This is a genomic window from Aeromonas sp. R4-2, from assembly GCF_040908295.1.
Classification (GTDB): domain Bacteria; phylum Pseudomonadota; class Gammaproteobacteria; order Enterobacterales; family Aeromonadaceae; genus Aeromonas; species Aeromonas veronii.
Genome location: NZ_JBFODL010000009.1, coordinates 57,815 through 70,788, shown reverse-complemented (window position 1 = coordinate 70,788; position 12,974 = coordinate 57,815). Strand labels below are relative to the sequence as shown.

Below are 12,974 nucleotides of genomic sequence, written 5' to 3'. Positions count from 1 at the left end.
CTACCCCGGCATCTACAACAGGCCGGTTGACGCCATACGGCCCATGCCCACAACTGATGTTTTCCCCTCCTGTACTCTCCATTCAACACAGCTAAATCCGTCAGCAATCTCTTGTGCACACCTTTGCTCTGATACTTGTCCGGCAGATATAAAAAAGCCCCCGCCATCATGGCAGGGGCTCGCGTTACGCAGTGTCAGCTTAGGGCTGTTATATCTCAGTCCAGCTCAAAGCAATTATGCCTTGTTCCAGCGCTGCGGGTCATATTCCGGGCTGAAGCGGTCAACAATGACAGCACAGGCCGCATCGCCGGTGATATTGAGGGAGGTGCGGATCATGTCGAACAGACGATCCAGCGCGAACAGCAGCGGCAACCCTTCGATGGGGATCCCGGCCGCCAGCAGCACGGCAACCACCAGGAAGCTTGGGCCCGGCACACCGGCCTGACCGATCGCGCCCAGAGTGGAGGTCACAATGATGGCTGCCCAGGCACCGACGCTCAGATCGATGTTGTAAACCTGCGCGAAGAAGATAGCGACCAGACCGTAATAGATGGCGTTGCCGCTCATATTGATGGTGGCACCCAGCGGCAATACGAAGGAGGCGGTCGCGTTGGTCACTTTCAGATCATGCTCGCAGGTCTCCATATTGACCGGCAGGGTCGCCATGGAAGAGGCGGTGGAGAAGGCCACGATCTGCGGCTTCTTCATGGCAGAGAGGTACTTCATTACCGGCGTGTTGGAGAACATCATCACCAGCAGCGGATAGACCACGAAGCCGAAGATGAGGATGGCAGCCACATAGACCACGAACAGCTTGAGTACCAGGGTCAGCACATCGAAGCCATAGGTTCCGATGGCTTCCGCCATCAGACCGAACACCCCGAGCGGCGCGATGATCATCACCTTGTTGATCATCCAGACGAAGGCATCCACCAGGGTATTGAGCCCATCGACCAGCGGCTTGGCCCGCTCGCGCGGTTGTTTGGCCAGCGCAATGCCGAGGAACATGCAGAATACCAGGATCTGCAGGATGTTCGCTTCGTTGAGTGAGTTGAATACGTTGGTGGGGATCATGCCAAGCAGGGTGGCGACTGCATCCGGCAGCGCCCCTTTATCGGCGTAGTCACCGCCAAACATGGAGGCGACGGAAGCGAAATCGACCCCGACACCCGGTTTGAAGATCTGCCCCATCACCAGCGCCAGCAACACGGCCAACGCGGAGGTCACGAGGAAGAAGGCCAGCGTAGCCGCACCGATCTTGCCCGCAGCCGGGCTGGCGCCCAGATTGGCGGCGCCGGAGAGGATGGCTACCGCCACCAGCGGGATTACCAGCATCTTGATCAGCTGGATAAACAGGGTACCGAGCGGTGCAAACACGGTGGCTTGTTCACCCATGAACGCGCCGACCACTGCGCCCAGTACCATGGCGACCACAACCTGGAAGCCGATGTTTTTAATGAGTCCTTTAGTTAACACAATATGTTCCTTTATGTAGCAAAATTCACACTTTTCCCAGTGCAATTAACCAAACAGGGGAATGAGCGGCTGCCCATTCCCCTGTTTGCGCGTGTTATCTCACATTTAATTGCTGTTTTAAATCAGCAAATCATTAACCTTGGCTATTAATAAGTTTGCGAAAAAGTGAAGATTCAAAGCGGTCTCGGCGATTTTTACCTCATCCCCCATGACAACTGGCAAAAGATTGTGCTAGTTTGGCTGCACAAACGTACATACAGGGATGTAAAGATGCTGAAAGTTAACGAGTATTTCGACGGAAATGTAAAATCCATCGGTTTCGAACAAAAAGGCGAGAAATCAACCGTCGGGGTGATGAACGCCGGTGACTACCTGTTCAACACTGCCGCCCCCGAACGGATGACAGTGATCAAGGGCGCCCTCACCATCCAGCTGGCTGATGAAGATGAGTGGCACACCTACAACCAGGGGGAATCCTTCCTGGTGGCCGGTCACTCCTCCTTCAAACTGGAAGTGAAAACCCCCACCGCCTACCTGTGCGAATTTCTCGACTGATCAGGCCGGTTGAAGGGGATCAGCCCCTTCAACCTTCTTGGTTCCCCCCGGCCCCATTATCTGTGTCCATGTCACAGCACCGCACATCCCCGCTTTCCATCCACGGCAAAAATCCTAGAATAAACAGACATAAACCATCACCGGATTGATGTCATGATCAGCGTGTTTGACCTGTTTTCCATCGGAATTGGTCCCTCCTCTTCCCATACCGTCGGCCCCATGCGTGCCTCTTATGCCTTCGTCCAGCAGCTCAAGCTGCAAGGGCATCTGCCACAGGTCACGCGGGTCGAAGTGGAGTGTTACGGCTCGCTGGGCCAGACCGGCAAAGGGCACGGTACCGGCAAGGCGATCATTCTTGGGTTGTCGGGCTTTGAACCGGAATCGGTCGATATCGATGCGATTCCCGCCATTCTGGCTCGAGTGGAAAAGGAACAGAGCCTGCCGCTGGCAGGCGAGCAACCAAGCCATTTTCCACGCACCGGTGCCATCATCTTCAACCGCCGCAAAACCCTGCCGGCCCACACCAATGGCATGACTCTGCGGGCCTTTGATAAAGAGGAAAACCTGCGCTTCAGCCAGACCTACTACTCCATCGGGGGCGGCTTCATCATTGAAGAGAGCCACTTTGCCACCGCCAAGGAAGAGGCCGCTAAGTCCGATGCCGAGCACCCAGTCCCCTACCCGTTCGACAGCGGCGCCCAACTGCTGGCCCACTGTCAGGAGAGCGGCCTCTCCATCTCGGGGCTGATCCTGGCCAACGAGCGGGTCTTTCGCAGCGATGAGCAGATAAAAGCGGGGCTGCGCAAGATCTGGCAGGCGATGCAGGGCTGCGTCGAGCGAGGCTGCAAAAGCGAAGGGGTGCTGCCGGGCGGCCTCAAGGTTCGGCGCCGCGCCCCGGGGCTGTTCCGCCAGCTAAGCTGCGAGACCAACTTCAACAAGGATCCGCTGATGGTGATGGAGTGGGTCGATCTCTTTGCGCTGGCGGTCAATGAAGAGAACGCCGCCGGTGGCAGGGTGGTCACCGCCCCCACCAATGGCGCTGCGGGCATCATCCCCGCCGTGCTGCACTACTACGATCGCTTCGTGCACAAGGTGGATGACGAGACGCTGATCCGCTACTTCCTCACCGCAGCTGCCATCGGCATCTTATATAAGAAGAACGCCTCCCTCTCCGGCGCCGAAGTGGGTTGTCAGGGAGAAGTGGGAGTCGCCTGTTCCATGGCGGCTGGCGCGCTGACCGAACTGCTGGGTGGCAGCCCGGCCATGGTGGAGAACGCCGCCGAAATAGGCATGGAGCACAACCTCGGGCTCACCTGCGATCCTATTGGCGGGCTGGTACAGGTGCCCTGCATCGAGCGCAACGCCATGGGGGCGGTCAAGGCGATCAATGCCGCCCGTCTCGCCCTGCGCGGCACCGGCGAGCACAAGGTGTCGCTGGACAAGGTGATCAAGACCATGTGGGAGACCGGCAACGACATGAAGACCAAATACAAGGAGACGGCCCGTGGTGGCCTCGCCGTTAACATTACCGAATGTTAAAAAACGGAAAATGAATCCATTTGGTTCCGAAATGCCCGGCATCGCCGGGTATTTTTATGGGCAAACGCTTAACAAAATGGATAAGCACAAAAATAAATTTTATACTCGCGCCTCAGATTCAACAAAAATAGATCTATTTCAACTTTTTTTAGGTCTGGAGCCGTTACACTACGGTTATCTGGTTCTGTGACCTGCGCTGACAAGCGCATTCCATGGATCTCCCAAATTTCTGTGAGTGGGCATGCCGCCCCCTTCTACCCTGAGGTAATAGTGACATGATCAGCGTTTTTGATATCTTCAAAATCGGTGTAGGCCCCTCTTCTTCCCACACTGTTGGCCCGATGAAAGCGGCCAAACAGTTTGTTGACGAGCTGCGCGCGGGCGGCAAGATCCGCGATGTAACCCGGATCAATGTCGATGTCTACGGCTCCCTCTCCTGGACCGGCAAAGGCCACCATACCGACACTGCCATCATCATGGGCCTGGCTGGCAACCTGCCGGAAAATGTCGATATCGATGCCATCCCCGAGTTTATCTCCCGTGTTGAACAGACCGAGCGCCTGCCGATCGGCCTGCACTGCCACACCGTCAGCTTCCCGCGCGACGCCATGGTATTCCACGACGAAGCCCTGCCGCTGCACGAAAACGGCATGAAGCTGACTGCCCTGATCGAAGATGAAGTGGTCTACAGCAAGACCTACTACTCCATCGGTGGCGGTTTCATCGTTGACGAAGAGAACTTCGGCAAGGCTGACAGCGGCGACATGTCCGTACGCTATCCGTTCAAGAGCGCCGCTGAGCTGGTTGCCCATTGCAGCCAGACCGGTCTCTCCATCTCTGCCCTGATGATGGAAAACGAGAAGTGCTTCAACACTCCGGAAGAGATCTACAAGAAGTTCGGCAAGATCTGGAACACCATGCGCGAAGGTATCGAGCGCGGCTGCCGTACCGAAGGCGTTCTCTCCGGCCCGCTGCGCGTGCCCCGTCGTGCCGCACCGCTCTACCGTCAGCTCAACACCAACGAGAACCTCTCGAGCGACCCGATGAACATCGTTGACTGGGTCAACATGTTCGCTCTGGCCGTGAGTGAAGAGAACGCAGCCGGTGGCCGTGTCGTCACCGCCCCGACCAACGGCGCTGCCGGTATCATCCCGGCCGTACTGGCCTACTACGACAAGTTCATCCAGCCGGTTGGCCGCGACGAGTACACCCGTTTCTATCTGGCTGCCGGTGCCGTCGGCATCCTCTACAAGATGAACGCCTCCATCTCCGGCGCCGAAGTGGGCTGCCAGGGTGAAGTGGGTGTCTCCTGCTCCATGGCCGCTGCCGGCCTGACCGAGCTGATGGGCGGTAGCCCGGAGCACGTCTGCGAAGCTGCCGAGATCGGTATGGAGCACAACCTGGGTCTGACCTGTGATCCGGTTGCCGGTCAGGTACAGGTGCCTTGCATCGAGCGTAACGCCATCGCAGCCATGAAGGCTGTCAACGCCTCCCGTATGGCCCTGCGTCGTACCTCCAAGCCGCGCGTCTCCCTGGATAAGGTGATCGAGACCATGTACATCACCGGCAAGGACATGGACTCCAAGTACCGTGAAACCTCCCGTGGCGGTCTGGCCATCAAGGTGATGCAGGTTGCCTGCGAATAAATAAGGGTTACGACCCTCATCTGAACAAAGGCGGGATATCCCGCCTTTTTTATTGCCCGAATGGGATGCCGGGCACTTATACCGGCATACCGACCATTTCACTGTAGGGCGTCGCGGATATACCCCTGCTACGCCACCGCAATGCGGATTGCCTTATCTAAATGTCTCTCTGATTACATACCTTGATTAACTCTTCTCAATGCATTGAGAGGGACATTACGCCCCTACATGAAACCTGTACCTGCTATCTTGCCCCGGTCACGATTCCACAACTAATCGATATCGAGATGGCCCCTCAGCTCAATATCCCCCCTTTGGTCATACCCTTGTTTGGCAAGACGCGGTTACCGCTCACCCTGCGGATTATCACGCCGCCACGAAAGTGCCACCTATGTGGCACTTTCGTGATCAGGGCAAACAATCAAGTACACAAACAGGGGGTTAGCTCATCATTTTGGCCACAGCGCATCGCGCAAACTGGTTTTAGCACCGTTATCACCGCCCTCTTTACGCGCCCTTTGATGGACAACTCATCACGCAGTGGAGGCCAAAAAAGCGCCCAAGGAAGAGGCTGAAAATAATCGATGAATGAACCAATAGCCGTTGAAATGGAGGATATGAGCGGGCGCCACTCGCTATTTTTGTGAGCGCCAGCAAAGGTTGAGGATATGGTGTTGGGAGCAGATTGACTTTCTATTTAAACAGCGAAAAGTGAATATCACCAAAGGGAGGGTTTAATTTGGCCAGATCCTGTCACGGGATTATCGCAGGCCACCTCTCCGGGGCCGGAATGCGTCATGCAGAGTCACAAAGAATTAGCCCCGCTGGGCAGAACACACAACGGGGCTGGATATTCAGGATGGTTTTTTCAGGCTGGCCTTGTGCTGCTCCAGCAAATTCTCAGGGGGCGGCGGCACCTGCAGGTAGAACCCCTGGTTGGTCAGCGCGGCCATCACCTTGCCGACATCAGCCAACCCCAAGGGCTTGGCCGGATCCAGCTTGGTCATCAGCACCAGCTCGGGACGCCCGAATGCGCTCAGCAATGGCGCGGGAACGCGGGAGAAATCCTCTCTTTTTTCAACAAAAAGGTAGGTCTCGGCTTTTTTGCGACTTTTATAGACTGCACACAACATGGAAATTGATATAATCCGACGAGTTTATTGCCTCTGATGGGGGCAAACTATAACATCAGGAATTGAATAACAATAACGGATTAGCATCTCTGCCTCGGGGAAGATTCATGGTTGAGCGCGATAACGAATTGAAAGGGACCACCTTCACTATTTCTGTGTTGCATATCAGCGATGGCGAGCCTGAGCGGATACGTCAGTTGTTGGCCGAAAAAGTGGCCCAGGCACCCTACTTTTTTAATTGTGCGCCGCTGGTGATCAATGTTTCCCGACTGGAACATATTCCCGATTTCGAACAGCTCAAGGAGCTGGTGGAGTCCGAAGAGTTTGTGCTGGTTGGCATCACGGGGGCGCGCAGTGAAGAGATGAAGACAGCCGCCAAGGCGGTGGGACTGGCCGTGATGGCCTCGGGCAAGAGTCGCAAGAGCGAGCCGGAACCCGAGCCTGCCCCCGCGCCAGCCGCGCCTGTGGTAGTTCCCGAGCCCGAACCCGCCCCCTTGATCCCGAGCAAGGTACATGTGGGACCGGTTCGTTCCGGCCAGCAGATTTACGCCGCCGGCACCTCGCTGGTGGTGCTGGGGTCCGTCAGTCCGGGAGCCGAAGTGCTCGCCGACGACAGCATTCATATTTATGGCACCCTGCGTGGCAGAGCCATTGCCGGTGCCCGGGGAAACACCCAGGCCCGGATCTATTGCCAGCAATTACAGGCCGAGCTGCTCTCCATCGCGGGCACATTCCAGCTGAGCGATGCATTGCCGGCAGGCCTGATCCAGCAACCGGTACACGTCCGGCTGGACAACGAACAACTCCGAATAGACCGTATCAAATAGAGTTACAAGGAAGCGAGAATGGCGCGAATCATAGTCGTTACATCGGGTAAAGGTGGCGTTGGCAAGACCACAACCAGTGCGGCCCTGAGCACCGGCTTAGCCCAGCGTGGTCACAAGACAGTGGTCATTGACTTTGACATCGGTCTGAGAAACCTGGATCTCATCATGGGCTGCGAGCGGCGCGTGGTGTATGACTTCGTCAACGTCATCAACGGGGAAGCAAACCTCAATCAGGCGCTGATCAAAGACAAACGCTCTGAAAATCTGTTTATCCTGCCCGCCTCCCAGACCCGGGACAAAGATGCCCTCACCCGTGAGGGGGTCGAGAAGATCCTGGATCAGCTGGCAGAGATGAAGTTCGATTACATCGTCTGCGACTCGCCGGCGGGGATCGAGGCGGGCGCACTGATGGCACTCTATTTTGCCGATGAAGCGATCGTCACCACCAACCCGGAAGTCTCTTCCGTGCGTGACTCCGACCGCATCCTTGGCATCCTGGCCTCCAAGTCCCGTCGCGCCGAGCGTGGCGAAGACCCCATCAAGGAGCACCTGCTGCTGACCCGCTACTGCCCGACCCGCGTCAACCGCGGCGACATGCTGAGCGTGCAGGATGTGCAGGAGATCCTGGCCATCCCGCTGCTCGGGGTGATCCCGGAGTCCCAGGCGGTGCTGCGCGCCTCCAACTCCGGCGAACCGGTTATTCTGGACAAGGAGTCCGATGCCGGTCAGGCCTACGAAGATGCGGTGTCCCGCCTGCTGGGCGATGCCAAGGAATTTCGTTTTCTGGAAGAAGAGAAGAAGGGCTTCTTTAGCCGACTGTTCGGGAGTTAAACATGTCATTATTGGATTATTTTCGTTCCAACAAGAAACAGAACACCGCACAACTGGCCAAAGAGCGGTTGCAGATCATTGTTGCTCACGAGCGTTCATCCAGAGGGGGGCCGGATTACCTGCCCCAGCTCAAGCAGGACATCCTCGATGTGATCCGCAAATACGTCAACATTGATCCGGAGAAGATAACCGTCCAACTGGATCAGAAGAGTGATGAGCTGTCGGTACTGGAGCTCAACATCACCTTCGCCGATGACAAGAAGGGATGAGCTGACGCCCTATGCGTGACCCCTTCCCCCAATGAAGACCGGATCCTGTCACTGGATCCGGTTTTTTATTGGCACAAAAACAGGTCACAGCGGCTCGCCTCATCTCGCCAAGGGGTCTGCCGACCGCTAGAATAGCGCCGCCCCGCAGGCAGTGATCTGCGCGGCACCTTTTTCTCTTTTCTGGAACAGACCGCTTATGTCTATGAATGACGAAATGCACAGCGTCGAGGAACTGCTCGATACCGCCCTCCAACTCTTTATGGAGCTGGCCTCTGACAACCTGCCGGAGCAGGAGATCGCCCGCTTCAATCAGGAGTTCAACGACCGCGGCCTGCTGGCCGAAACCGACCCGGCCGATGACTGGGAAGCGGACGTGGGTTTTGCCGTGAGCGACACCGACTATGCCGAGATCTGGGTAGGCCTTGGCAATGAAGAACAAGAGTATGAGCACCTGTTTGCCCGCATGCTGCTCTCCCGCCGTGTTGACGAGAAGTTCTGCCACATCGAATGGCTGCCCCAATAATTCCGGATCCCGATGATCCCAGCCATTATCAGTGGGAGTCTGACCCTGACTCTGTGGCCCCTGAGCGTCCATCTGCATCGCTTGGGCGCCGGGTGTTGAGGTGGGCAGGCAAGATCGCGCTGGCCGGGCTGCTCTGCTCGGTCGGCTCGGTCGCCTTGCTGCGTTTTATCGATCCGCCGATGTGGAGCTGGCGTATCGAGCGGGCCCTCTTTCCGCCCGCCAAGATCACCCAGGTACGCCATCAATGGGTAGATCTGGAGTCCATCTCCAAGGAGCTGCAACTGGCGGTCATCGCCGCCGAGGATCAGCGCTTTGCCGAGCACAACGGCTTTGACATGGATGCCATCAACGCGGCCCTCAAGCACAACCAGCACAGCGAACGGGTGCGCGGCGCCAGCACCCTCAGCCAGCAGACCGCCAAGAACCTCTTTATGTGGAGTGATCGCAGCTTCCTGCGCAAGGGGCTGGAGGCCTGGTTTACCCTGCTGATGGAGCTGGGTTGGGACAAGGCCCGCATTCTCGAGGTCTATCTCAATATCGTGGAGTTCGGCCCCGGCATCTATGGCGCCGAAGCCGCCGCCCGCACCTACTTTGGCAAACCGGCCAGCCGCTTGACCCGCTACGAGTCATCCCTGCTGGCCGCCGTCCTGCCAAATCCGTGGCGCTATCGGGTCAAGCCCCCTTCACCCTATGTGCAGAAGCGCTCGGTCTGGATCCGCCGTCAGATGGGGCAACTGGGTCAGATCACCCTCAATCGGGTGCATCAGGCCGACTGATCCTCAGGGCTCATCGGGTTTCTCCGGTGGGCCCAGATGGCCGCCCACCGTCTCGCGGTGAAGCGGCAGATAGTGCCACCACCAGGCCTCGCGCCGTCGCTTGATCTGTTGCCGCCGTCCCCGCTGCTTCATCCCCTTACTCCCTGCCAGATGATCCGCGCCTTAACCATACTCCCCCAACGGCAACTTGGACAGGTCAGGCACGCCCGGCGCACTGGTCTGGCCGCCACAGCCAATAATTGTTACAGTAGCGAACCTCGATGTATCTGGAGTGATTTCATGGAACAGCGTACCCCGGATCAGCTGGTCGAATGGGCCTATGATCAGTTTCTTGAGCAGGCCGCCGATATGCTGGCCCCCGAACAAATAGTCGACATCACCCTGGAGTTTGAGCAGCGTGGCGCCGTGGAGGCGACCCTGCCCAATGCCGACTGGTCGACCGAGCTGGGTGAGCCGGTCGATATGGAGCGCTGGGTCGAAGTGTGGGTCGGTTTGCTGGATCATCAGGATGAGTTTGAGGTGATCTTCGCCACCTTCCTGCTGCCCCGTCTGCTGACCGAAGATCAAGTGCATGTGCGCTGGCATCGCCAGCAGCAGGCATAAGAAAGGCGCCATCGGCGCCTTTCTTGTTTCTATGCTCTTTTATTTCTGCTCTCTGCTAATCCTGCGCCGCGATAGCCTTGGCCAGACAGCGGCGGCACCAGCAAGCGCTGGCCTCCTGCATCGGCAATACCGGCAACTGGCTGCACCAGCACTGGGCGATGGTCTGACCGGCAGAGACGGCGCAATAGGCCGGTTCGCCACAACCCGGACAGCGGTGGGTGCTTTTCGAGCCATTCAGCTCGGCCATCACCGCCAGCTGGGCCTTGCTATCCATCGCCGACCAGTGGCCGATCTCGGTCAAGGTGCGGCCACAACCAAGGCAAAGCCCGTCTTTCGCCTTGCAGAGGCCAACACAGGGACTCGGCATCTTATTCGCTATCCACGGCCGAGTCGGTCTCTGTGGCCACCAGAGTGATGGCGTTATCTTCGATGACGATCTTGCCCTGCTTGTAGAGGCCGCCGATCGCCTTCTTGAAGGTACCCTTGCTCATGCTGAACAGCTTGTAGATGAGCTCGGGTTCGCTCTTGTCACCCACCGCTAGACTGCCGCCCTGCTTTTTCATCCGGCTCAGAATGCGCTCACCAGCGTCATCAACCCGCGCCAGACCCGGCTTTTGCAGGGTCAGATCGAGCTTGCCATCTTCGCGCACCTGCTTGACCCAGGCGGTTTGCGGCCGACCGGTCATCACCCGGCCAAACACTTCGTTCTTGAACAGCATGCCGGGATACTGACCGTTGACGATCACCTTGATGCCAAGGGGCGAGTGCTCACCCGGCAGCGCGGTCACTTCGTCACCAACCTTGAAGTTGCTGCCGGCCGGGGTCAGGAAACGCTCGATGCGGCTGGTGCCGACCATGCGCCCTTCGTTATCCAGTTGCAGACGCACCAGATAGACGTGGCCCACCTGCATCGGCTTGTTCTGCTCGCGGCTGGGCACAAACAGATCCTTTTTCATGCCCCAGTCGAGGAAAGCACCAATCTTGTTGGCATTGACCACTTTCAGACCGGCAAATTCGTCCACCATGGCAAATGGCTTGTCGGTGGTGATCACCGGTTCGCAGTCGGCATCCAGATAGAGGAAGACCTGCACGCTATCCCCCTCTTTCACCCCTTCTGGCAGTTGACGCTTGGGCAGCAGCAGTTCACCGTACTCATCGGCCGCAAGCCAGGCGCCGCGATCTTCGAGTTCAACAACGGTGAGGGTGTTCATCTTGCCAATCTGTATCATGGTGCTCTCTTTTTTCATTACCCGGATGGACCAATTGATCATGGCCCCTATGGGCGCGCATGTTACCTCAAGAGCGGTGATCCGGCCTAGTCCCCAAGCCACCACGAGCCGCCCTTTCGCCCCTATCTTATCCGCCAATGGTGATTAAATCGCCAAACAGGCGGCCATTTGCTGCAAATAACCCCACTTTTAGGTAGACTTCGCGGCTGTTCAAATCCAGAGGAACTGTCGATGAACCCATCCACTCGTACCCGCCATCTTAATCAATGGATCCAGAGCCACAGCGATCAGGACATGACCTACCCGGCCCTGCACGGTTTTCTCTGTGCTCGTCTGGTGGGGCCGGAAAGCCCTGACTGGCAACGCCCGCTGGCTGGTCTGCTGGAACAGGATGCCGAGTTGGATGAAAAAAGCGCAGAAGCCCTCAACCACCTGATCGCCGAACTGGAATCCCAAGCCGACGACGCCCAGCTGGCCCTGCCCAGCCAGTGCCGCCTGCCCAGCGATAACCCCGAGCAGGTGTTCGAACAGAGCCACCCCCTCGGTCAATGGTGTTATGGCTTCAGCATGGGTTTTGCCACCTGGCCCAAGCCGAAGGATTTGAACGACCCGACCACCCAGTACCGCTTCAGTCTGGCCGCCGAGCTGAGCCTGTTTCGCGACAAGCAGATGGCCCAGATGCTCTATAGCGCCGCCGCCAGTGAACTCCCCTTTGTCGAGTTCTGCAAACGCCAGCGCCAGAATATGAAAACCGCCCTCAACCAGCTGCTCAACCTCGACCAGTATCAGGCCGCCCCCAGCGCTGATGTCACCCTCAATGGCGAGCAGGCCCAGCAGTGGCAGACCTGGTTCGAGCTGGCCGACAGCTGCCGCGATCATCAGGCCCGCCTCGGCTGGTTCGAGAAGATCATCGCCGATGCCACTCCGCTCTTTGATGAAGCCTTCTGGCAGCAAATCGCCGGCCACGGCTGGAGTGCCCCCGAGCTGCGTCCTCTGCTGGCCGCCAGAGCCGGCCGCGCCGACTGCCTGCTGCGCCTTGGCAAGCTGGGCGAGGCCAAAGCGGAGTATCTGGAGCTGCTGACAATCTGCATGGCCGATGAGCTGGGTTGCCGCTACAACCTCTCCACCCTCTATGCACTGCAAGGGGATTGGCAGGCGTTGGCCGCCCTGCTGGTGCGCTTCGATGAAGCCTCCAGCTGGTTGCTCTATAACAAGGCACTGATGGTCTTTGCTACCGAGGGTGCCGAGGCAGCCAAGCCCCATCTGCTGGTCGCCATCGAGGCCAATCCGCACATTCCGGCCTGCTTGCTGGGTCAGCGCAAGCTGCCCAAACAGGAGCCACAAAGCTGGCAAGCGGGCAGCCGCGACGAGGCCGCGCTCTACGCTATCCACACTCGCGAGGCCTGGCTCAAGCAGAATGCCCTCATCTGGTTGCGTAAAGGCTGAACAACGTTGGCTTAAAATCCCGTCGGTCAGACCCGGTTTTTCCTTGAGGGCGTGCGCCACCGCACATTTCATCGCAACCGGGTCAGACAAATCAGCTTGAGTTTCGTATCATCAATGTCAA

The 12,974-nt window shown here is 57.9% G+C and carries 15 protein-coding genes; 10 read left to right on the top strand and 5 right to left on the bottom strand.

The window, feature by feature from the left end:
• Positions 1 to 234 precede the first annotated feature (234 nt).
• Positions 235 to 1,476 carry a dicarboxylate/amino acid:cation symporter gene (locus tag AB5Y99_RS05480; RefSeq protein ID WP_005352303.1) on the bottom strand — a complete coding sequence of 414 codons (1,242 nt, stop codon included), beginning with the start codon at positions 1,474 to 1,476 and terminating at the stop codon, positions 235 to 237.
• Positions 1,477 to 1,746: 270 nt separating this feature from the next.
• On the opposite strand from AB5Y99_RS05480, the gene AB5Y99_RS05475 reads away from it, so the two are divergent.
• From AB5Y99_RS05475 to AB5Y99_RS05465, 3 genes are all read left to right on the top strand, one after another.
• Positions 1,747 to 2,031 carry a pyrimidine/purine nucleoside phosphorylase gene (locus tag AB5Y99_RS05475; RefSeq protein ID WP_042055930.1) on the top strand — a complete coding sequence of 95 codons (285 nt, stop codon included), beginning with the start codon at positions 1,747 to 1,749 and terminating at the stop codon, positions 2,029 to 2,031.
• Between the two features lie 153 nt (positions 2,032 to 2,184).
• Entirely contained in the window at positions 2,185 to 3,570 is a 1,386-nt protein-coding gene (locus AB5Y99_RS05470; RefSeq protein WP_139443603.1) for an L-serine ammonia-lyase, read from the top strand.
• A gap of 275 nt (positions 3,571 to 3,845) precedes the next feature.
• Positions 3,846 to 5,216: an L-serine ammonia-lyase gene (locus tag AB5Y99_RS05465; RefSeq protein WP_005336844.1), complete on the top strand. Its 1,371-nt coding sequence runs from the start codon at positions 3,846 to 3,848 to the stop codon at positions 5,214 to 5,216.
• Positions 5,217 to 6,070: 854 nt separating this feature from the next.
• Here the strand turns inward: AB5Y99_RS05465 and AB5Y99_RS05460 are convergent.
• Entirely contained in the window at positions 6,071 to 6,349 is a 279-nt protein-coding gene (locus AB5Y99_RS05460; RefSeq protein WP_005352312.1) for a YcgL domain-containing protein, read from the bottom strand.
• Positions 6,350 to 6,456: 107 nt separating this feature from the next.
• On the opposite strand from AB5Y99_RS05460, the gene minC reads away from it, so the two are divergent.
• The 5 genes from minC (at position 6,457) to mtgA (ending at position 9,575) form a co-directional block, all read left to right on the top strand.
• Entirely contained in the window at positions 6,457 to 7,176 is a 720-nt protein-coding gene (gene minC, locus AB5Y99_RS05455; protein ID WP_058056865.1) for a septum site-determining protein MinC, read from the top strand.
• Positions 7,177 to 7,194: 18 nt separating this feature from the next.
• Positions 7,195 to 8,007 (top strand): septum site-determining protein MinD, encoded by an 813-nt coding sequence (minD, locus tag AB5Y99_RS05450; RefSeq protein ID WP_005336847.1) that lies wholly within the window; start codon positions 7,195 to 7,197, stop codon positions 8,005 to 8,007.
• A gap of 2 nt (positions 8,008 to 8,009) precedes the next feature.
• Entirely contained in the window at positions 8,010 to 8,276 is a 267-nt protein-coding gene (gene minE, locus AB5Y99_RS05445) for a cell division topological specificity factor MinE (protein ID WP_005336848.1), read from the top strand.
• 196 nt (positions 8,277 to 8,472) lie between these two features.
• Positions 8,473 to 8,799: an HI1450 family dsDNA-mimic protein gene (locus AB5Y99_RS05440; protein WP_191966331.1), complete on the top strand. Its 327-nt coding sequence runs from the start codon at positions 8,473 to 8,475 to the stop codon at positions 8,797 to 8,799.
• The gene (gene mtgA, locus AB5Y99_RS05435; protein WP_191966332.1) at positions 8,784 to 9,575 is read left to right on the top strand and encodes a monofunctional biosynthetic peptidoglycan transglycosylase; all 792 of its coding nucleotides are present in this window, start codon (positions 8,784 to 8,786) and stop codon (positions 9,573 to 9,575) included. The genes AB5Y99_RS05440 and mtgA overlap by 16 nt, the downstream gene beginning before the upstream one ends.
• Positions 9,576 to 9,578: 3 nt before the next feature.
• On the opposite strand, the gene AB5Y99_RS05430 is transcribed toward mtgA, so the two are convergent.
• Positions 9,579 to 9,707 (bottom strand): hypothetical protein, encoded by a 129-nt coding sequence (locus AB5Y99_RS05430; protein ID WP_019445852.1) that lies wholly within the window; start codon positions 9,705 to 9,707, stop codon positions 9,579 to 9,581.
• A gap of 147 nt (positions 9,708 to 9,854) precedes the next feature.
• Between AB5Y99_RS05430 and AB5Y99_RS05425 the strand changes: the two genes are divergently transcribed.
• Positions 9,855 to 10,178: an HI1450 family dsDNA-mimic protein gene (locus AB5Y99_RS05425; protein ID WP_005336851.1), complete on the top strand. Its 324-nt coding sequence runs from the start codon at positions 9,855 to 9,857 to the stop codon at positions 10,176 to 10,178.
• 55 nt (positions 10,179 to 10,233) lie between these two features.
• Here AB5Y99_RS05425 and AB5Y99_RS05420 read toward each other — a convergent pair whose 3' ends face one another.
• Positions 10,234 to 10,545, bottom strand: a complete 312-nt coding sequence (locus tag AB5Y99_RS05420; protein WP_005360950.1) for a DUF1289 domain-containing protein — start codon at positions 10,543 to 10,545, stop codon at positions 10,234 to 10,236.
• 1 nt (position 10,546) lies between these two features.
• Positions 10,547 to 11,407 (bottom strand): S1 RNA-binding domain-containing protein, encoded by an 861-nt coding sequence (locus AB5Y99_RS05415; protein ID WP_005336853.1) that lies wholly within the window; start codon positions 11,405 to 11,407, stop codon positions 10,547 to 10,549.
• A 231-nt stretch (positions 11,408 to 11,638) separates the two neighbouring features.
• On the opposite strand from AB5Y99_RS05415, the gene AB5Y99_RS05410 reads away from it, so the two are divergent.
• Complete coding sequence (locus tag AB5Y99_RS05410; protein ID WP_159143781.1) at positions 11,639 to 12,853, top strand: UPF0149 family protein; 1,215 nt, start codon at positions 11,639 to 11,641, stop codon at positions 12,851 to 12,853.
• The last annotated feature ends 121 nt before the right edge of the window (positions 12,854 to 12,974 follow it).